Origin of the sequence: Actinocorallia herbida (assembly GCF_003751225.1) — a bacterium.
Taxonomy (GTDB): domain Bacteria; phylum Actinomycetota; class Actinomycetes; order Streptosporangiales; family Streptosporangiaceae; genus Actinocorallia; species Actinocorallia herbida.
Map to the genome: position 1 here is coordinate 2,571,113 of NZ_RJKE01000001.1, position 19,885 is coordinate 2,590,997.

At 72.1% G+C, this 19,885-nt stretch carries 19 protein-coding genes; 7 read left to right on the forward strand and 12 right to left on the reverse strand.

Annotated features, from left to right (window positions below; genetic code table 11):
- The first annotated feature begins 24 nt into the window (after positions 1-24).
- Both EDD29_RS12020 and EDD29_RS12025 read left to right on the forward strand, forming a co-directional pair.
- Positions 25-612 (forward strand): DinB family protein, encoded by a 588-nt coding sequence (locus EDD29_RS12020; protein WP_123664473.1) that lies wholly within the window; start codon positions 25-27, stop codon positions 610-612.
- Entirely contained in the window at positions 609-1,070 is a 462-nt protein-coding gene (locus tag EDD29_RS12025; protein WP_123664474.1) for a VOC family protein, read from the forward strand. The genes EDD29_RS12020 and EDD29_RS12025 overlap by 4 nt, the downstream gene beginning before the upstream one ends.
- Positions 1,071-1,097: 27 nt before the next feature.
- Here EDD29_RS12025 and EDD29_RS12030 read toward each other — a convergent pair whose 3' ends face one another.
- Positions 1,098-1,790 carry an NUDIX domain-containing protein gene (locus tag EDD29_RS12030; protein WP_123664475.1) on the reverse strand — a complete coding sequence of 231 codons (693 nt, stop codon included), beginning with the start codon at positions 1,788-1,790 and terminating at the stop codon, positions 1,098-1,100.
- Between the two features lie 49 nt (positions 1,791-1,839).
- Between EDD29_RS12030 and EDD29_RS12035 the strand changes: the two genes are divergently transcribed.
- Complete coding sequence (locus EDD29_RS12035; RefSeq protein ID WP_123664476.1) at positions 1,840-2,595, forward strand: DeoR/GlpR family DNA-binding transcription regulator; 756 nt, start codon at positions 1,840-1,842, stop codon at positions 2,593-2,595.
- Positions 2,596-2,655: 60 nt separating this feature from the next.
- On the opposite strand, the gene EDD29_RS12040 is transcribed toward EDD29_RS12035, so the two are convergent.
- The gene (locus EDD29_RS12040; protein WP_123664477.1) at positions 2,656-3,162 is read right to left on the reverse strand and encodes a PH domain-containing protein; all 507 of its coding nucleotides are present in this window, start codon (positions 3,160-3,162) and stop codon (positions 2,656-2,658) included.
- 166 nt (positions 3,163-3,328) lie between these two features.
- Between EDD29_RS12040 and sigJ the strand changes: the two genes are divergently transcribed.
- Both sigJ and EDD29_RS12050 read left to right on the forward strand, forming a co-directional pair.
- The gene (sigJ, locus tag EDD29_RS12045; RefSeq protein ID WP_246052735.1) at positions 3,329-4,240 is read left to right on the forward strand and encodes an RNA polymerase sigma factor SigJ; all 912 of its coding nucleotides are present in this window, start codon (positions 3,329-3,331) and stop codon (positions 4,238-4,240) included.
- A 3-nt stretch (positions 4,241-4,243) separates the two neighbouring features.
- Positions 4,244-5,428, forward strand: a complete 1,185-nt coding sequence (locus tag EDD29_RS12050) for a phytoene desaturase family protein (RefSeq protein WP_123664479.1) — start codon at positions 4,244-4,246, stop codon at positions 5,426-5,428.
- 76 nt (positions 5,429-5,504) lie between these two features.
- Here the strand turns inward: EDD29_RS12050 and EDD29_RS12055 are convergent, their stop codons facing one another.
- Positions 5,505-6,089 (reverse strand): TetR/AcrR family transcriptional regulator, encoded by a 585-nt coding sequence (locus EDD29_RS12055; RefSeq protein WP_170201368.1) that lies wholly within the window; start codon positions 6,087-6,089, stop codon positions 5,505-5,507.
- 87 nt (positions 6,090-6,176) lie between these two features.
- Here EDD29_RS12055 and EDD29_RS12060 point away from each other — a divergent pair, with 87 nt between their 5' ends.
- Entirely contained in the window at positions 6,177-8,039 is a 1,863-nt protein-coding gene (locus EDD29_RS12060; protein ID WP_123664481.1) for a cellulase family glycosylhydrolase, read from the forward strand.
- Between the two features lie 195 nt (positions 8,040-8,234).
- Here the strand turns inward: EDD29_RS12060 and EDD29_RS12065 are convergent, their stop codons facing one another.
- Complete coding sequence (locus tag EDD29_RS12065) at positions 8,235-9,029, reverse strand: class I SAM-dependent methyltransferase (RefSeq protein ID WP_123664482.1); 795 nt, start codon at positions 9,027-9,029, stop codon at positions 8,235-8,237.
- Positions 9,030-9,138: 109 nt separating this feature from the next.
- Positions 9,139-9,993, reverse strand: coding sequence for a cation efflux transmembrane domain-containing protein (locus EDD29_RS12070; protein WP_170201369.1), 855 nt, complete (start codon positions 9,991-9,993; stop codon positions 9,139-9,141).
- Positions 9,994-10,417: 424 nt separating this feature from the next.
- On the opposite strand from EDD29_RS12070, the gene EDD29_RS12075 reads away from it, so the two are divergent.
- Positions 10,418-11,812, forward strand: coding sequence for a sensor histidine kinase (locus tag EDD29_RS12075; RefSeq protein ID WP_123664484.1), 1,395 nt, complete (start codon positions 10,418-10,420; stop codon positions 11,810-11,812).
- 184 nt (positions 11,813-11,996) lie between these two features.
- On the opposite strand, the gene EDD29_RS12080 is transcribed toward EDD29_RS12075, so the two are convergent.
- From EDD29_RS12080 to EDD29_RS12110, 7 genes are all read right to left on the reverse strand, one after another.
- Complete coding sequence (locus tag EDD29_RS12080) at positions 11,997-12,806, reverse strand: enoyl-CoA hydratase/isomerase family protein (RefSeq protein WP_123664485.1); 810 nt, start codon at positions 12,804-12,806, stop codon at positions 11,997-11,999.
- Between the two features lie 20 nt (positions 12,807-12,826).
- A complete protein-coding gene (locus EDD29_RS12085) occupies positions 12,827-13,891 on the reverse strand; it encodes a phosphotransferase family protein (RefSeq protein WP_246052736.1) in 1,065 nt (354 codons plus the stop codon).
- A gap of 125 nt (positions 13,892-14,016) precedes the next feature.
- Complete coding sequence (locus EDD29_RS12090; protein ID WP_123664486.1) at positions 14,017-15,102, reverse strand: TIGR03857 family LLM class F420-dependent oxidoreductase; 1,086 nt, start codon at positions 15,100-15,102, stop codon at positions 14,017-14,019.
- A 15-nt stretch (positions 15,103-15,117) separates the two neighbouring features.
- Positions 15,118-16,332, reverse strand: a complete 1,215-nt coding sequence (locus EDD29_RS12095) for a cytochrome P450 (RefSeq protein ID WP_123664487.1) — start codon at positions 16,330-16,332, stop codon at positions 15,118-15,120.
- Positions 16,333-16,365: 33 nt separating this feature from the next.
- Positions 16,366-17,541 (reverse strand): cytochrome P450, encoded by a 1,176-nt coding sequence (locus EDD29_RS12100; protein WP_211359663.1) that lies wholly within the window; start codon positions 17,539-17,541, stop codon positions 16,366-16,368.
- Positions 17,538-18,359, reverse strand: a complete 822-nt coding sequence (locus tag EDD29_RS12105) for an SDR family oxidoreductase (protein WP_211359664.1) — start codon at positions 18,357-18,359, stop codon at positions 17,538-17,540. Before EDD29_RS12105 ends, EDD29_RS12100 begins: the two co-directional genes overlap by 4 nt.
- Entirely contained in the window at positions 18,349-19,818 is a 1,470-nt protein-coding gene (locus EDD29_RS12110) for an aldehyde dehydrogenase (RefSeq protein ID WP_123664488.1), read from the reverse strand. The genes EDD29_RS12105 and EDD29_RS12110 overlap by 11 nt, the downstream gene beginning before the upstream one ends.
- Between the last annotated feature and the right edge of the window lie 67 nt (positions 19,819-19,885).

Genomic DNA, 19,885 nt, shown 5'->3' on the forward strand with positions numbered 1-19,885 from the left:
GCCCGGCCTGGCAGCGTGAGGCCCATGGACGCACACGACTTCTCCTGGAACCGGACGTTGCGGGAGCAATGGGAGCAGCACTACCAGTACCAGCTGCGCGCCCGGCTCCAGGACCTCACCGACGAGGAGTACTTCTGGTCGCCGGTCGCCGGCCCCTGGACGGTCCGGCCGCGCGCCGCCGCCGGGGAGCCCGCCCCCGGGCCGGACGCGCACGGCGTCGGGGACTTCCTCGTCGATTTCACCTACCCCATGCCGGAACCGGCGCCCTTCACCACGATCGCGTGGCGGCTCGGGCACGTCATCGTCGGAGTGCTCGCGGTCCGCAACGCCGCGCACTTCGGCGGGCCGCCCGCCTCCTACGAGAGCTGGGAGTACGCCGGAGACGCCGCCACCGCCCTCACCCAGTTGGAGACGCAGCTCGACCGGTGGCTGGCCGGGGTGGCCTCGCTCGGGGAGGACGGGCTGCGCGCGCCGATCGGCCCCGCGGAGCCGTTCCCCGACGCGCCCACCGCCGCCCTCGTCCTGCACATCCACCGCGAACTCATCCACCACCTGTCCGAGGTCTGCCTGCTGCGCGACCTGTACCTGCACCGGAGCGGAGCGAGCCGATGAGCCGCCACGTCCAGATCACCTTCGACTGCCGCGACCCGCGGGCCCTGTCCGTCTTCTGGCGCGACGTCCTCGGCTACGTCCACCCCGCCCCGCCCGGCGTCGACCTGCCCGACGGCGCCGACCCGCTCGCCGCCTGGGACGGCTTCCTCGCCCGAGCCGGCGTCCCCGAAGAGGCGCGCAACACCCGGTCGGCCATCGAGGACCCCGACGGACGGGGCCCACGCCTGTTCTTCCAGCAGGTCCCCGAAGGCAAGACCGCCAAGAACCGCGTCCACCTGGACGTCCGCGCGGCTCCCGGCCTGAGCGGCGACGTCCGCATGGCCGCCCTGGAGGCCGAAGCGGCCCGCCTCGTCGCCCTCGGCGCGACCCGCGTCCAGCGCTTCGAACCCGCCCCGCCCCTGGGCGGCGGCCACATCATCATGACCGACCCGGAAGGCAACGAATTCTGCCTCGACTGACGACGAAGCCCGGCCCGGCCCAGGACGTCAGGGCCGGGCGAAGGGGCCCTCCAGGGCGGCCCAGTGCAGCAGCATGATCGTCTTTCCGTCGGCGACGCGGCCGTCGCGGACCATGGCGAGCGCCTCGGTGAAGGGGATCTCCACCACCTCGATGTCCTCGCCGTCGTCTTCCAGGCCGCCGCCGTCGGCGGTGCGGTCGGCGGGGGTGTAGGGGGCGGCGTAGAAGTGGAGGCGTTCGGTGATGGAGCCGGGGCTCATGTAGGCGTCGTAGAGGTGGGTGAGGGGGCCCAGCGTGACGCCCAGCTCTTCGAAGGCTTCGCGGCGGATCGCGGTGCGCGGGTCGTCTTCGTCCAGGAGGCCGGCGGCGGCCTCGATGAGCATGCCGTCGGGGTGGTCGTTGACGTAGGCGGGGTAGCGGAACTGGCGGGTGAGCAGGACGGTGCCGCGCTCGGTGTCGTACGGGAGGACGACGGCGCCGTTGCCGCGGTCGTAGGTCTCGCGCTGCTGGGTGTCCCACCGGCCGTCGCGGCGGCGGTAGTCGAAGGTCGTGCGGCGGAGGACGTGCCAGCCCTGGGAGGTCAGTTCGACGTCGCGGACGACGACATCGGGGTTGCGGTCCAGGTCGCGGCCCGCCTGGTCGAGGCCGGTGCGGCCACGGTGGTCGGGGATGTCGACGCCGGGGAGGGCGGGCGCTCGGTGCGCGGCGGCTTGGTCGGTCATGGCGCGCTACACTACACGCAGAAACGTGCAGAAACGCGAAGGAGTGTGCATGCTGGCCGCTGAGAGGCGCGAACACCTGTTGGGGCTGCTGGCCCGCCAGGGCAAGGTCGTCGCCAAGGATGTCGCCGCCGAGCTGGGCATCTCCGAGGACAGCGTGCGGCGGGACCTCCGCGACCTCGCCGCCGAAGGTCTCTGCCACCGCGTGTACGGGGGCGCCCTCCCGGTGTCCCCGGCCGTCGCGGACTACGCGGCCCGGCAGACCGTCACCCCTGACGGCAAGCGCAAGGTCGCCGCTGCCGCCGCCGCGCTGATCCGGCCGGACAGCGCCCTCATCCTCGACGGCGGCACCACCGCGTTGGCCGTCGCCGAGTCCCTGCCGCCCGAACTGGCCTGCACCGTCATCACGCACAGCCCGACCATCGCCGCCGCCCTGGTCGCCCACCCGAAGGCCGAGATCTTCCTTCTCGGCGGCCGGATCTTCAAGCACTCCGCCGTGGCCTGCGGCGCCGCCGCCGTCGAGGCCGCCCAGCAGATCTCCGCCGACCTGTGCTTCCTGGGCGTCACCGGCGTGCACCCCGAAGCCGGCCTCACCACCGGCGACGCCGACGAGGCCGCCATGAAACGCGCCCTCGCCGCCCGCGCCGCCGACACCCACATCCTCGCCTCCTCCGAGAAGATCGGCACCGCCTCCCGCTTCCGCGTCCTCCCCCTCGAAGCCGTCACCACCGTCATCACCGACGCCACCGCCCACCCCGCCCTGGACGCCCTCCGAGCCCAGTCGGTGGAGATCCGCACGGCCCCCTGACCACCGGGCCGCCGCCCCGGGACGTCCGGGGCGGCGGGGTGCGGTCGGGGCGGCGGCGACTCAGAGTGCCGGGCGGTCCGGAGGGGCCTCCGAGATGCTGTGCTTGCCGGGCGGGAGGTCGGCCTCGGGGCCGAGACGGGCGACGAAGAAGGCGCGCAGGGCGGTGAGGTCTTCTTCGTAGGTGCGGAAGTCCGAGTGGGGGACGGGGAGACGCAGCATCGAACCGTCCCGCAGGCGCAGCGCCGGGCAGCGCACGCGGCGGGTGGACTGGGCGTAGGACGTCTCGGCGAGGCCGGCGATATCGGGCCACGGGAGCTCTCTGCGCCGGACGGTGCGGAACGCGACGCCCTCCGCGTCCACCCGGACGAACATCCGGGACATCAGCGGGAACACGAAGGCCAGGAGGACGCCGCCGATGGCGGAGATGAACGCGAGCGGCCAGAGCGTCGACTCCGCGAGGGAGAGGATGAGCCCCGAGGCCGCGATCGACCCCAGGATCAGCGATATCGGCTCCCACAGAGGCCGGCCCTTCAGGCGGAACTCCAGGAACTCGGGTACGTCGGTCATGGGTCCCCTTCGGAAGGCGGCGCGCTTTGGGGAGCGTCGCACGCCGGGCCCTCGCCTGTCCGCACTCCCCGGCCCGTCCGGGACCCCGGTCCTACGGCGACGTGACTCGGCCCGCCCGCTTCGGGGGCGGTGGAACGCCCGCAAAACCGTGGGGGATGCTGGGCGCGTGGACGGATTCGAGGCGCAGCGGCCCCGGCTGATGGGACTGGCCTACCGGATGCTCGGGCGGGTGGCCGACGCCGAGGACGTCGTCCAGGAGGCGTGGCTGCGCTGGGCGCAGGCGGACCGGGCGAACGTGGCCGATCCGGAGGCGTTCCTGGTCCGGACCACCACGCGCCTGGCGATAGACCGCCTCCGCAGGGTGCGGGCCCGGCGCGAGGTGTACCCGGGGGAGTGGCTGCCCGAGCCGATCCTCACCGCGACCGATGACGCCGCCGACCAGGTCGTGCGGACCGAGTCGGTGACGATGGCGGTCCTCGTCGTGCTGGAGCGGCTGTCCCCGCTGGAGCGCGCGGTGTTCGTCCTGCGGGAGGTGTTCGAGGAGCCCTATCCGGCGATCGCCGAGGCGCTGGGCAAGGCGGAGCCCGCGGTGCGGCAGCTCGCGGCGCGGGCGCGGGCGCACGTCCGGGACGGCCGCCCCCGGTACGAGGTCGACCGTGAGCGGTGGGGCGCCGCGGCCGGCCAGTTCTTCCACGCGTGCGCGACCGGGGACATGGACGCCCTCCTCGCGACCCTCTCCCCGGACGTCAGCCTGACCGGCGACGGCGGCGGCCGCACCCCGAACGCGCTGCGCGTCGTGCGCGGGCCCGCCAAGGCCGCGCGGCTCCTCATGGGCATCTTCCACGGCCCGGCCATGCGCCACTTCCTCGCCCGCCTCGGCCTGGCGGACGCCGAGCCCGGCATCCTGTTCGCCGACGCCAACGGCAGGCCCGCCGCCGTGCTGACGATGGACGGCCGCCCGGTCGGATTCCTCCAGCCGACGATCGTCGACGGGCTCGTCCACGACGTGTACGTCATCACGAATCCGGCGAAGATGGCGGGCCTGATGTCACAGGAGGAGGGCCCGCTGCGTCCTTGACGCATGACGACCATCACCATCATCGGCGGCGGCCTCGCCGGCCTGACCGCGGCGATCAGCGGCGCCGAGCAGGGCGCGTCCGTCGTTCTGCACGAAGCGCACGCCGAGCCGGGCGGACGCGCCCGGACCACCGACGGCCCCTACCGCGCCAACGACGGCGCGCACGCCTTCTACGCCGACGGCGCCCCGTGGCGCTGGCTGAAGAAGCGCGGACTCGTCCAGCCGTTCCACGCCATCCGGCCCGCGTCCCTGGCGCGCCTGTACTTCCGCGGCGACGGTGACCTGGGGCACCTCCCGCCCGCGCCGCTCCTACGCGCGATCCTCCTGAGCAGGCGGCATCGCGCGCCCGTCGACCTGCCGTTCCGGGACTGGGCGACCGACCGGTTCGGCGAGGCCGCGGCAGAGGCCGTCATCGGCCTTCTCGGTCCCGCCACCTACTTCCACGATCCGGGCGTCCTGTCGGCGGCGTTCTGCCAGGAGCGCCTGCACCGGGTCGCCGCGCTGTCCTACCCCGTCACCCGCTACCCCCGCGGAGGCTGGGCGACGATGGTCGGCAACATGCGGCGGCGCGCCGAGGAGCTGGGTGTGCGGATCGAGACGGGCTCCCGCGTCACCGAGCTCCCCGAGGACGGCCCCGTGATCGTCGCCACCTCCCTGGACTCCGCCCGCGGCCTCCTGGACGACCCGTCCCTGACGTGGGAGAGCGGCCGGGCCGCCTGCCGCGACGTCGCCCTGCGCGCCCGTCCCGGGGACGCGTTCCTCGTCTTCGACCTCGTCGAGCGCTCCCTGATCGAGGACTTCTCCGCCGCCGACGCCACGCTCGCCCCGGCCGGGCACTCGCTCGTGCAGGGCTTCGTCCCGGCGCGACCCGGGGAGTCCAAGGCCGACGCCCTCCGCCGCCTGGACCGCGCCTTCGACCGGGCGTTCCCCGACTGGCGATCGCGCACCGTGTGGGAGCGCGACCAGCTGTCCCACCACCGCACCGGCGCGCTCGACCTGCCGGGCCGCACCTGGCGCGACCGCCCCGCCGTCTCCCGCGGCGACGGCCGCTTCCTCGCCGGAGACTCGGTCGCCGCCCCCGGCATGCTCGCCGAGGTCTCCATCACCAGCGCGCTCCGGGCCGCGGAGCTCGCCGTGTCCCTGGCGCGCAGGGTCCGCACCGGGAGCCCGGGCCGATCCGCGTCCTGATCCGGCGCACTCGCCGGGACCGCACCGCTTCCGGTCCCGGCGGGGCGCACCCTTCGTCAGGCGGGAGGGCGGCTCGTCAGGCGGGAGGGGCGGCCATGACGGCGGCGAGGGCGGCGGCGAAGCGGTCGGGGGCGACGTCCGAGGGGGAGCGGCCGAAGTAGCCCTGGAGCAGGTGGTAGCCGGTGAGGGCGGAGACGACCACCGTGAGCAGGGCGCGGGGGTCGTCGTGGGCGGGGCCGGAGGGGAGGTCGCGCATGAGGTGCGCGGCCTCCTCGATGATGCCCTGGTCGACGAGGGCGGCGCCGATCCGGTCCGTCAGGTCGGGGAATCTGCCGTGCTCGCGGGCCAGCAGGTTGATCAGCGGCCTGACCCGCGCCATGTAGTCGAGCTGTTGCAGGAAGCGGCGGGTGAGCGCCTCCTGCGGATCGGCGACGGGGCCGCGTTCGAACTCGTCGCGGTAGCCCTGGGCGCGTTCCAGCTCGCGTTCGAGGACGGCCCGGAAGACCTCCTCCTTGGAGCGGAAGTGCCGGTAGAAGCTGCCGCTGCCGGGGGAGAGGCCGGCCAGTTCCTCGATGCCGGTGACGGTGGTGCCGCCGAAACCGTGCCGCTGGATCAGCTCGAGTGCGGCGTCCAGGATGCGTGCGCGCGTAGGGGAGACCACAGGGGCAAGATAGCTCTTGCTTGTGCAAGAGGGTTCTTGCACACTGAGGGCCCGAGCAGAGGCCCCCACCCCCCGAAAGGCCCTCTCATGTCACCGACAGGTGTCTTCTCCCTGCGTTCCCTCAGATCGGCCGCGGTCGCCGCGCTGACGGCGGGCGCGATCGCCGTCACCGGGTCCCCCGCCCACGCGGACGGCGCGGTCACCGTCACGGCCAAGCAGCAGAACTGGGTGTTCCGCGACGCCCAGGGCCGCGAGGTCACCTTGCGCGGCTTCAACGTCTCCGGCAGCACGAAGCTGTACGAGAACGGGCTTCTCCCGTTCAAGAGCACCGCGGACGCCGTCAAGTCCGCCCAGGCGATGCGGGATCTGACCGGCGCCAACGCGGTCCGCTTCCTGATCAGCTGGGAGGGCGTGCAGCCCGCCCCGAACACCATCGACTACGCCTACCTCGACAAGGTCGTCGCGCAGGTCAGGGCGTTCACCGACCGTGGCATCCGCGTCCTGATCGACTACCACCAGGACCTCTATTCCGCGCACCTGTTCAACACCGGCAGCTGGTACACCGGCGACGGCGCCCCCAAGTGGGTCGTCCAGGCGGGCGGGTACCCGAAGGAGTCCTGCGGGATCTGCATCCTGTGGGGCCAGAACATGCAGACCAACAACGCGGTGCGCAAGGCCGCCTACGACTTCTGGCGCGACCGGGCCCTGACGACCTCGTCCGGGACGGTAGGAGTCCAGTCGGCCTACCTGACGCAGGCCAAGTCCATGATGACCTACCTCAGGCAGCAGCTCCCCGCCGCGTCCTTCGACAACGTCGTCGGCCTCGACCCGTTCAACGAGCCGTTCGACGGCGGCCTGGACGGCGCGAGCGGCGTCGAGTGGGAGAAGAACCACCTGATGCCCTTCTACCGACGGATCCGCACCGCCATGGACGAGGCGGGCTGGACCGCCAAGCCCGCCTTCGTCGAGCCGCTCGTCTTCTGGAACACCTGGGCCGCCGAAGAGGGCGGCATGACGACCGTCGGCCCGCTCGGCAGCCGGATGGTGTTCAACAGCCACTACTACGACGGCGCCCGCCTCACCCTGGACGTCTCGGCCGCCTCCGACGGCACCTACACCGACGAGCTGAACGAGATCCGGCAGCGCGCCACGTCCCTGGGGACCGCGCCGATCCTGTCGGAGTTCGGCGGCAAGATGACGGGCAACGGCAGCGACCGCACCCCGTGGATGATGCGCGCGACGTACCAGGCCGCCGACGCCGGAGTCGCCGGCAAGACCTGGTGGACGACGCCCGCCGCGGGAGGCAACGTCCTGTCGGCCCTCCAATGGCACTGGGACATCTACAACGGCCGCCACAACGAGCTGATGAACTTCAACCCCAACAAGGTGAAGACCGCCGGAGACGCCTGGAACGACGAGGACCACTCGGTCGTGAACACCAACGCCGCGGGCGCCGTCACGATCAGGCTCGACCAGCGCGTCCTGGACCGGCTCTACCCGTCGGCGGTCAGCGGCGACACCCTCGCCTTCGCCTACGAGGACCTCGCCCGCTCCGGCTACGCCGGCGCCGGGACCCAGACGCAGTGGCTCGTCGCCCCCTCCTCCCTGCCCAACGTCGCGTCCTTCACCCAGAACCGCCAGTACGGCGTCCTGGTCTGGAAGAGCGGCTCCTCGACCGCCCCCACCGAACTCCACCTCCCCCAGTCCTTCGCCCCCGCCACCACCACCGTCATCAGCGATCTCGCCGCCTTCACCGGCATCCCCGCCACCGGCCCCATCACCACCACCACCGAAACCGGCTCCACCACCGCCCGGAAGCTGAGCATCACCGCGCCCGCCGGCACCCACTACGCCCTCGTCGTCAACACCGCGACGGGCACCGCGCCCACCGCGGCCCAGCTCGCCGCCGTCCGCACCGAACTCGCGACCTGGCTCACCCAGAAGTTCTAGCCGCATCGCCGAAAGGCCGACCCGCTCGTTCCGGGGGCTCGTGGGCCGGCCTTTCGGCTGTTCGGGCCTGGGGCCGTCCCTCCGGCCCTCGGGGCCTCCGGGGCAGCCACAGCGCCCTCACGGCGGTCGGGCCGGTCGGGGCGAGCGTGGAAGGCCGCCGGGTGAGCGGCCCCGGCCGGGGCCGCGGAGCCGCGGTCAGGCCCGGCAGAGGATCTCGCCGTGCGGGACCGTGAACCAGCCGTCCGGGTGGTCGGCGAACGCCTGCCAGGCGCGCGACAGCCGTTCCAGGCCGGCCCGGTCGGCGTAACCCGCGGCCAGCGCCTGGTCCGCCATCGCCGACTCCACGACCCGGTCCCGCCACATCTCGCCCCACCAGCGGCGCTCCTCCGGTGTGGCGTGGCACCACACCGAGGCCGACGGGTGCGCGTCGGCGAAGCCCGCCTCGTGCGCCCAGGCCAGCAGATGCCTTCCGGCGTCGGGTTCCCCGCCGTTGGCCCGCGCGCACTTCAGGTAGAGCGCCAGCCACTCCTCCAGCTCCGGCGACGCGGGGTACCAGAACATCCCGCTGTAGTCCGCGTCACGGGCCGCGACGATCCCGCCCGGCCGGCACACGCGGCGCATCTCCCGCAGCGCCGCCACCGGATCGGCCACGTGCTGCAGCGTCTGATGCGCGTGCACGACGTCGAAGGCCCCGTCCGCGAACGGCAGCGCGTACACGTCGCCCACCTGGAACGAGACATGGGCGACGCCCTCGGCCCGCGCCCGCGCCTCGTCCAGCACCCCCTCCGCCAGATCGACGCCGACGACCCGGGCGACCCGCGACGCCAGGTCCACCGTGATGCTCCCCGGCCCGCACCCGACGTCCAGCAGGACGTCGTCCGGCTTCAGGTGGGGCGCCAGGTAGGCGGCCGAGTTCTCGACACCGCGCCACCGGTGCGATCGCAGGACCGAGTCGTGATGCCCGTGGGTGTACTTCTCGTGCTCCGTCATAGCGATCACCGTAACCCGACGTCTCGCTTCATGAGAACTGCGTCTCACGATATGGACTGCGAAAGGTCTGGAGAGATCTGATGATCGGCACCGGCGCGACTCGCGGGCGTCAGAGCAGGCCGGGGTCCGTGGTGATCTCGACCACGATCCACGGGGTGTAGGGCAGGGCCATGAGCTCGTCGTGCAGGGTCCGCCGCACGCGGTCCTCGTCCGCGATGTCCCAGCGGCCCGCCGGGACCACGAAGCCGACCTCGACGTAGATCCTGCCGCCCACCTTGCCGGCGCGCAGCACCGGCTCGGGAAGCCCTTCGGCGGCCCGCGCCCGTTCGACGGCGTCGCGGATCCGCCGCAGTACCGCCGGCTCCGGCGCGGAGTCCAGCAGCTCGGACACCGCCTGGCGGAGCATGCGCACCGGCAGCCCGATGAGCGCCACGCAGGTCACCAGGACCAGCACCGAGTCGGAGTACGCCGCCGCGGCGCGCCAGCCCGCCCCGCCCAGCACGAGCGCCACGGCGCCGCCGACCGCGATGATGAGGCTGGACGCGGCTCCCGCGAGCCAGCCCGCGGCCTCCGCCCGGATCAGATCCGTTCGCGGACTGCGCCGGACCAGGTAACCGTAGGTCGCGAGGCTCGCCAGCCCGCCCGCCACCCCGTACGCGGCCAGGCTCACGGGCGCCACCTCGGACCCGCCCCCGAGGATGACCCGGACGGCCTCCACGGCGGCGTAGGCGAGCGTCCCGAACAGCGCGAGACCCTGCACGCCCACGACCATCGGCACGAGAGGCTCCCGGCCGAACGGGAACCGCGGCGTCGGCCCCGCGGCGGCGACGCGCGAGGCGTACAGCGCGAGCCCCGACAGCCCCAGGCCGAGAACGACATAGACACCGTCCAGCAGGATCACCTGCGAGCCGGCCGCGAATCCCCACACCAGGGCCAGGCACCCGAGCCCGGCCGAGACCGCCATCGACGCCCTCAGCCCGCGCTGTTCACGCCGTGCCGGCGGAACCGGCTCCCCATCCCCCACCCGGACCATGATCACAGCCCCCGGGCCCCGCGACAACCGGCCGGGCCCGGCAGCGCCGCGCGGATCTCCCACGCGTGGGTTCACCGCGTCCGAACCCTTCCGGGATGCGGGCTGCTCGGCTCCGCCTCGGGTGAGGATGCCCCAGGCGTCGGGCTTGCGGACGCCGACGGCCCACACGGTCTCGGTGCCGGGGACGTGGGCCGGGCCGGGGGCGTCGACCTCGGTCGTCCTCGCCCGCGCGACCGGGCCGGGTTCCGGCGCCGGGGACAGAGCAGGACCCGGACGGGACGGCGTGTCTTCTGGGCATCGGGCGGGCGACGCTCTAGAAGTGGCTGGTGGGGGCGGGGATCACGGGGGCGGGAAGATGAAGGCTGGAGACGGGCGGCTGAGGCGGCGGCTGGCGCTCGTCTTCGTTTCGCTGCGGGGACGGATCACGCTGCTCGCGTTGACCGTCTCCGCGATCATTCTGCTGGCCTGCCTGTTCCTCGTGCTGGCGCTGTTCCGGCAGGACACGCAGTCGGAGGCGGCGCGCGAGGCCGGGCGCACGGCGGTGCGGACCGCGGGCGAGGTCGTCCGGGCGCCGCTGCAGGAGGCGCAGATCCCGGACTCGACCGTGTACGTCCAGGTGGTGGCCGATGACGGCACCGTCCTCGCGGCGAGCGGGCCACTGCGCGGGCGGCCCGCCATCACGCGGGTCCGGTCGGAGGATCCGGCCGATCCCAGGGCGGACGTCACCGACTGCTCCAACAGCCTCGGCAGCTGCGTCTACATCGTGGGGCTGCGGGTCGACGAGAACGCCTACGGCCGGCCCGTCACGGTGTACGCGGCGGCGCGAGTGGCCGGGGTCGTGGGGGAGGAGGCGTCTCCGGTCGGGTTCCGGACGACGGCGGTGCTGATCGGCGTGCTGCTGCTCATCGGGCTGCTCACCTGGCTGGCGGTCTATTCGGCGCTGCGGCCGGTGCGGCAGATCACCAAGGAGCTCTCGGACATCACGGCCTCGGACCTGTCCCGGCGCGTCCCCGTCCAGTTCAGCGGCGGAAGCGAGCTACAGGAACTCGCCGAGACCATCAACGCCACCCTCGCCCGACTGGAGGAGGCCACCGACCGCCAACGCCGCTTCGTCGCCGAGGCGTCGCACGACCTGCGCAACCCGATCGCCGGCCTGCTCACCCGCCTGGAGGTCCTGGACTCGGAGGACGAGGACTACCCGTGGAAGGAAGACGTCCACGAGGCGGTCGGCGACGTCGAGCGCCTCAGCGCAATCGTCGAGGACCTCCTGGAACTGGCCCGACTGGAGTCGGGCACGCCCCCGCCCACCGAACGCCTGGACCTCGGCGAACTCGCCGCCGCCGAAATCGCGCGCCGCCCGCTGGGCCGCCTGCCCATCACCACCGACCTCACCCCGAACGTCCAGGTCGACGCCAACCGCCTCCGCGTCGCCCGCCTGCTCGGCAACCTCCTGGCCAACGCCCAGCGCCACGGCAGAACCCGGGTGGACGTCACCGTCACCACCGAAGACGGCCAGGCCGTCCTGCGAGTGGACGACGACGGCCGGGGCGTCCCTCCTGAGGACACCGACCGGATCTTCGAGCGCTTCGCCCGCCTCAAGGAGTCCCGGGACCTGGATTCCGGCGGCACCGGCCTGGGCCTCCCCATCGCCCAGGAGATCGCCCGCAACTACGGCGGCACCCTGACCGCCGCCCCGTCCCCCGGCGGTCACTTCACCCTCCGCCTCCCTTTGGCGGACTCCTCCCGATAGGCACCCGGCCGAAGGCGGGCCCACCGCGGTTCCGGGCGGTCAGCCGGAGATGCGGCCCGCCCAGCCGGGCAGGCTCTCCACGTAGTCACCTTCGGAGCTCCCGCCGCCACCGTCACCGCCGTCGGCCGGTTCCTCGGTGGCGGCGATGGCGCGCAGCGGGCCGGGCTCCCGGGTCCGGGACGGGTCAGCGGGGGGTCCAGGTGATGCGCCGGCCGGACTGGAAGGTTCTGGCGCCTTCCCTCAGGGAGGCGTCGCTGGTGCCCAGCTGGATCAGGGATTGGCCCATTTCCAGGGCGGCTCGGTAGCTGGATTCTTGGGCGGTCCAGATGGATTTTACGGTGGTTTCGGTGGCCAGGGCGGGTTGGGAGGCTATTCGGGTGGCTACTTCGAGGGCTCGGGGGAGGAGGTCGGCGGGGGCGGTGAGTTCTTGGGCGAGGCCTATTTGGTGGGCTCGGGTGGCGGTCATGCGTTCGTAGGAGCCCATGAGGGACATGCGCATCACTTCGCCCAGGGGCATGCGCTGGAGCATCATCATGGGTTCGAAGACGGCGGCCATGCCGTAGGTGGTGTGGGGGTCGAAGAAGGTGGCGGTTTCGGAGGCGATGATGAATTCGACTTCGCCCAGGAGATAGAAGGCGCCGGCACAGGCCATGCCGTTCACGGCGGCGATGACCGGCTTGTAGAGGTGGCCTGCGGTCTTCGGGGGGAGGAAGTGGCCCGGGTCGTTGTGGTGGAGGGGGACCGCGCCGTTTTCTCCCACTGCTTCGGCTTTGCGGTCGAGGCCGGTGCAGAAGGCCTTGTCACCGGCGCCCGTCAGGACGATGGCGCGGATGGTCTCGCGGTCGCGGAGGTAGCGCCAGCAGGAGGCGATCTCGCGCATCATGACGGAGTCGAAGGCGTTGAGGACTTCGGGGCGGTTGAGGGTGACCACCGCCACCTTGTCGATTTCCTCGTACTGGATCGTCTTGTACTGCGGAAGGTCTGTGGAGGTCATGGGAGGTCCTTCGACGATGTTCAGATGAGGGAGAGGGAGTCCAGGGCGCGGATCATGGCGGAGGAGCGGCGGGCCATGGTGAGGAACATCTCGTCACCGCGGTCGGTCTGGGTGCCGTAGGCGCAGCCCAGGACGGTGATCAGGGGGCCCTGGACGGCGGCGAAGCGGTAGTCCTCGAAGCACTCCTCGAAGGAGTAGTCCGTTACTCCGTGGGTGAGGAGTTCGGCGTGGTAGGCGGCGACGACGTCGCGTTCGCAGGCGGCACGGTCGGCGGGGTCGAGGCCGGTGCCGAGGAGGAAGGCGACGTCGCGGAGGGGGTGGCCGAGGCTGAGGGTCTGCCAGTCGACGGCGGTGACGTCATCGCCGGAAGGGGGGAAGAGGAGGTTGTCCAGGCGGTAGTCGCCGTGGACGAGGCCGAAGCGCTCGGGGCGGGCGACCGCCCAGGAGACGACGTCGCGGGCCACATCGCGCAGCGTCTCGGCGTCCTCGGGGGCCAAGCGGCCGGGGAAGCGGTCGATGAAGGTCTCGACGGCGGGGGCGAAGGCGTCGCCGAGGAGTTCGGCCTCCTCCTGGCCGACCTGGCCGAGCCAGCCGAGGTCGAGGAGGGTGGGGTCGCACCAGCGGGGGCCGTGGAGGCCGGCGAGGTTGCGGGCCGCGGCCTCGGCGTGGCCGGGGAGGCAGCCGGCGAGCTGGTCGCCCTGGACGGAGGGGGCGGCGTCCTCGAGGAGGAGGGTGAAGGTGGTGCCGTCGGCGGAGATGTCGCTGTAGTGGCAGCGGGGGATGCGGACCGCGACGGTGGGGGCGATGTCCTGGTAGAAGCGGACTTCGGTGCGGTAGGCGGAGCTGAGGAAGGCGCGGGAGGCGATGTTCTCGGCGGGGAGTTTCGCGATGAGGCGCGGGGGCACGCCCTCGCCGGTGAGCTCCAGCCGGTAGCAGGTGCCGATCTGACCCGAGCCGACGCGTTGGGCCGATACCGCGGTCACCGGGGCGCCGAGGGCCGCGGTGAGCCAGGCGGGGTCCAGGAGGTCCGGGGTATCGACGGCGGGCACGCTCGGGGAGTTCACTGACGGATCGACGACGCTCACGGCCGCCTCCTTAGATGTGCGCGGCGCCGCCTCGGGGTGGTGTCGGCGCCGCGGGGACGGGGGGTTTCGGGCGATGGCGCTGGGACGAGCGGGGGCGCACCGGCCGGAGCCGATGCGCCCGGGGATCAGGGGAGGTACCGCGCCGGGTTGAGGTCGGTGCGGACACCGAAGGAGTCCGGACGGATCTTGCGGTACGCCTCCACGACGGGTTCCAGCTCCCGGGGGGTGGCGCCGTGGAGGATGACGCCGTCGGCGCCGTGCGCGAACTGGTCGGCGACCTTCGCCGCGCACTGTTCCGCCGAGCCCGTCGCCGAGGCGGCGAGCCATTCGGCGGGGATCAGCGTGTTCAGGTACTCCAGCTGTTCCGTGGTCGCGACCGCGTCGAAGGCACCGGCGAAGGTGCTGACGAAGTCGTCGGCACGGAACCGGGTCAAGACGGACTTGTCCCACTCGTTCAGGCCGACCAGAAGATCGCCGTACCCCTGGAGATAGGTCGCCAGCCGCCCGGTGAGCTTCTTCAACCGGAGGTCGTAAGGGATGTGGTCGCCCACGACCGCCAGCACCGACCAGACGCGGACCGAGGAAGGATCGCGTCCCGCCTGCTCCGCGCCCCGGCGCACCGCCGCGACCGACCGTTCGAGGAGCTCGTCCCCGAAGAACGTGTGCAGGACGACGCCGTCGGCCACCCGGCCCGCGAACTCCAGGGTCTTGCCGCCCATGGCCGTCAGCAGGATGGGGATGTCCTCGTCGAACGACGAGTCCTGCATCAGGTACGGGAACTTCCCGGCCGGGCCGTCGTGCCCGAGGACGGGCTGCCCCTTCCACAGCGTCCGCAGGATCCCGATGACGTCCTCGAGCTGCGCGCTCGTGACGCGGGGGACGCCCATGACGTCGAAGAGCATGTCGAACCCGCGACCGAGGCCGAGGGCGAAACGGCCTCCGGTGAGGCGGTGCATCGTCGTCGCGAGGGTGGCGGTGAGCAGCGGATGCCGCGTGTTGTGGTTCGTCGCCGCCGTCGCGATGCCGAGCCGTTCAGAAACCGCCCCGGCCGCTCCCGACAGGGTCGCCGCCTCCTTGGCGTTGAACCTTTCGGAGAGGAACACCGCGCCGAGGCCGAGGCGTTCGCCGTCGCGCACCTCCATCAGCAGGTCGCGGGGAGTGGCGGAGTGGCCGGCGAGGCCGTAGAAGCCGAGTTCCCAGAGGTCGTCCATAGAGAAGGACTCCGTTCAGTGCGCGATCTTCGGGGTGGGGGTGAAGCGCACCTTCATGCTCTCGTAGCCGGACACGAAATTGGCAGGCCGATATGCGGGTTCCGTGTCGTCGACGGGCTCGAGGTCGGGCAGCCGCGTGAGCAGCTGCTCGAACATGACCTTGAGCTCCAGCCGGGCGAGGCTGTTGCCGAGGCAGAAGTGGGGACCGTTCCCGAAGGCGATGTGGTCGTTCGGGGTGCGCGCGACGTCGAACCGGAACGGGTCCGCGAACACGTCGGCGTCCCGGTTGGCCGACGGGTACAGCAGGAGGACCTTGTCGCCCTCGGAGATCCGGCTCCCGTTGAACTCGAAGTCCCGGGTGGCCGTCCGGTTCATGTTCTTGATCGGCGACACCCACCGCAGCATCTCTTCGACGGCCGTGGGGATGCGTGAAGGATCGTCGATGAGGCTCTGCCGCTGGCCGGGGTGCAGGGCGAGCTGGTACATGCCGCCGGAGATGACGTGCCGGGTGGTCTCGTCGCCTCCGATGAGGATGAGCAGGGACTCCTGGACGACGGAGTCCTGGTCGAGGCGGTCGCCGTCGATCTCGGCGTGGACGAGGATGCTGAGCAGGTCGTCCATCGGGCAGCCGCGCCGCTCGGCGGCGGCGCCGGCCGCGTACTCGGTGAACCCGCTGAACGCCTCGCCCGCCTTGATGAGCATGTCCGGGTCGTCGCCGCCGGTGAGGCCGGACAGCATGTCGTCGGACCAGCGCAGCAGCGTCGCCCGGTCGGACGGCGCGACGCCCAGCGCGTCACCGATGACGATCAGGGGCAGCAGCGCCGCGATGTCGCTGACGAAGTCGCATTCGCCCCGCTCGCAGACCTCGTCGATGATCTCATCGCAGATCCGCCGAAGGTAGGACTCCTGATCCGAGACCCGGCGCGGTGTGAACCCGGAGCTCACGAGCTTGCGCCGCATCTTGTGCTGCGGGTCGTCCATGTCGATCATCATCGGCAGCGGGAAGGCGTCGGCGCGGATGCCCTGGGCGTTGGAGAACACCTCCGGCATGCGGGACGCCCGCTTGAGGTCGGCGTGCTTGGACACCCCCCACACGCCCGCGTTGGCGTCCCAGTAGACCGGGGCGTTCTCCCGCATCCAGGTCATTTCCTCGTGCGGATTCCGGCCCCAGAACTCGCCACTGATCAGGTTGATCGACGGGTTGGCGGGCAGGTCGGCTTTGTCGGGCATGGAAACCTTCCTCGGGGGGTGGAGGCGGGGAGGTCAGGAGAGGACGCGCACGGGCAGCTTGGCGAGGCCGCGCACGTTGCTGGAGTAGGCCCACTCCATCCCGGACTCGTCGTAGTCGAAGTCGGGGAAGCGCTTGAGCAGCTCCTCGAACGCGACGCGGGTCTCCAGCCGGGCCAGGGACGCGCCCAGGCACAGGTGCCGGCCGAACCCGAAGCTGACGTGCCGGTCGATGTCCCGGGAGATGTCGAAGACGTCCGGGTCGGCGTACTTGCGCTCGTCCCTGATGGCCGATCCCGTCACAAGGATGACCCGCTGGTCGGCCGGGATGACGGTCCCGTGCAGCTCGACGTCCTGGGTCGTCCAGCGCCCCTGGTAGTGCGACGGCGGGTCCCAGCGCAGCATCTCCTCGACAGCGTTGCCGAGCAGCGAGGGGTCGGCGACGATCGCGCGGCGCGCCTCGGGGAAGCGGCTGAGCGCGATGACGCCGTTGGGGATGAGCTTGGCGACGGTCTCGTGCCCGGCGAAGGCGAGCTCCAGGAACCGTGAGGCGAGCTCGCCGTTGCCCAACGACCGGGTCGAGCCGTCCTCTTCTTCGACCGGGGTGTTCATGAGGAGGGTGATGACGTCGTCGCCCGGGTGCGCGCGGCGCTCCTTCACCAGATCGGCGAGCAGCCCGAGCAGTTCGGCGCTGGCGACGAAGGCGTCCTCGGGGGTCTTGTTGTCCTCGGTGCGGACCGCGACCCGGTCGCTGAGGTGGTGGATCTTCTCGCGGCTCTCGGCGGGGATGCCGATCAGCTCGCTGATGACGTCGAGGGGCAGCCGGAACGAGAAGTTCTCGACGAGCTCGAATTCGGAGAGGCCGTCCAGCTTGTCCAGGAGGTCGGCGGCGGTCCGGCGGATGAACGGCTCGAGCGCCGCGATCCTCCGGGGCGTGAACAGCCGCGCGACGATCTTGCGGTGCATGGTGTGCTCGGGCGGGTCCTTGACGATCAGGAACGGCGCCCCCTGGTCGACGCCCTCGATCGTGACCCCGTGCGCGCTGGAGAAGTGCTCGACGTCCAGGTGGGCCGCGACGACGTCCTCGTACCGGGTGAGGGCCCAGAAGCCGAGCTCCTCGTTGTGGTAGACCGGCGCCTCGTCCCGCAGCCGCTTGTAGACCGGGAACGGGTTCCGGACCGTCGCCCGGTGGAACGGGTTGTACTCGATCACGGGGTCTCTCCAGTGAAGGGGGCCAGCGAGTCGGCGAAGGTGCCCACGACGGGCGAGGGGGAGCGGACCGTCAGGTGCTCGAGGCAGACGCCGGGCTTGCCGAGGGCGGTCGCGGCGGTGCCGAGCAGGACGTCGGCGACGTCCTGCGGGTCCATCATCTGCTCCTGGGCGAGGCCGCGCACGCCCCAGTCGTCCAGCGCGCGCATGAGGATGTCGCCCTCGAAGGCGTTGCCGAAGTCCGTGGGGAAGGTCGCGCCGATCGTGACCGTGGTGAACCGCTTCCACGGGTGCTCGGTCCGCCAGCCGACCAGCAGCCTTTCGAGCGCGGCCTTGGACGTCGCGTACGCGCCGAGCCCTGTGCGGGGTTGCACGACGGTCTCGGACGAGAGCGCCATCACCATCCCGGAGGCGTCCAGCAGAGGCAGGCACGCCCGGAGCAGCCGGTGGGTGCCGACGACGTTGGCGGCGAAGACGCGTTCCCAGTCTTCGTCGTCGGTGTCGACGAGCATCTTCAGCGGGGCCACGCCGACGCAGGAGACGACGAGGTCGAGCCCGCCCAGCTCCGCCTGAACGGCGGCGGCGATCCGGGTCGCGCCGTCGCGATCGGTGAGGTCGACCGCGACGGTGTGGCCGCCGCCCGCCTCGTCGCGGGCCTTGTCGAGTTCGGCCTGCCGCCGCGCGGCGAACACGACCCGCGCGCCCGCCCGCACCGCGCCGACCGCGAAGGCCCGCCCGATGCCCGCGGACGCTCCGCTCACCAGGACGCGTGCGCCGTCCAAGCCCATGGTCTTCCCTTCGTCGGGGAGGTCAGCGGCCATATGCGATGGCCTTGATCTCCAGGTACTCCTCGAATCCGGCGATACCGCTCTCCCGGCCGACGCCGCTCTGCCGGTAGCCGCCGAACGGCACGTCCGCGCCGTAGTAGAGGCCGCCGTTGACCGAGATCGTGCCGGTCCTGACCCGCTGCGCGACGGCCTGCGCCCGCTCCTCCGACGCGCTGACGACCATCCCGGACAGGCCGTAAGGCGAGTCGTTGGCTATCCGAACCGCGTCGTCGTCGCCGTCGTGCGCGAGGACCGCGAGGACGGGGCCGAAGATCTCCTCCTGCGCGACCGTCGCGTCCGGGGTGACGCCGGTGAGCACGGTCGGCTGCACGAAGTAGCCGCGCGGCAGGTGCTCGGGGATCCCGCCGCCGAGCGCGACGCTCGCGCCTTCGCTGACGCCCTTCTCGACGTAGCCGAGGACGCGCTGCCGCTGCCGCTCGCTGATGAGCGGGCCCATGAGGACGCCCGGGTCGGACGGGTCGCCGTACGGCCAGTCCTTGAGCATCTGGACGAGCAGTTCGACGCCCTCGTCGTAGCGGGCGCGCGGCAGGACGAGCCGGGTGAGGATCGCGCAGCCCTGCCCGGCGTGGGTGGTGATCTGGAAGGCGGCGTTACCGACGGCGGCCTTCATGTCGGCGTCGTCGAGGGCGAGCAGAGCGGACTTGCCGCCGAGCTCGAGGAACACCTTCTTGATGTTCTCCGCGCCCGCGCGCATGACGCTGCGGCCGGTGTCGGTCGACCCGGTGAACGAGACGAGGTCGACGCGCGGGTCGGCCGCGAGCTGGGCGCCGAGCTCGTGCGAGGAGCCGACGACGACGTTGAACACGCCGTCCGGGATGTCGGTCTCCTCCGCGACGATCCGGCCGAGGATCGTGGCGTTCCAGGGCGTGTCGGGCGCGGGCTTGAGGATCACGGTGTTGCCCGCGGCGAGGGCGGGTCCGACCTTGGCCAGGATGATCTGCATCGGGAAGTTCCACGGCGTGATCGCGCCGACCACCCCGACGGCTTCCCGGCGCAGGACGCGCTGGGTGCGGATCCCCATCGGGGACGCGATGCCCAGGTCGGTCTCCCACGCGTAGGACTCCGCGACGTCCGCGATCCAGCCGAGGCCCTCGACGGGGCTGTCGAGCTGGGGGCCGTGGGTGAGCATGACGGGGGTGCCGACCTCGGCGACGATCACGCCGCGCAGCTCGTCGGCATGGCGTTCCAGACCCTCGCGGAGCTGGCGCAGGCAGCGGACGCGGAACGCCAGGTCCGTCGGCCAGGTGGTCTCGTCGAAGGCGCGGCGGGCCGCGGCGATCGCGCGGTCCATGTCGGCGGTCCCGGCGTCGGCGGTGGTGCCGATGACCTCCTCCGTCGCGGGGTTGACGTTCTCGAAGGTGCGGCCGTCGGCTGCGGCTGTCACAGACCCGTCTATGAGAAGCAGTTCCTCGCGGGGGGCGTCCGATGTCATGGTGTCTCCACAGCGTTCGGTGTGGTCGGGGGACGCCGCGAGCCCGGTGCGGAGGGGCCGCGGATCT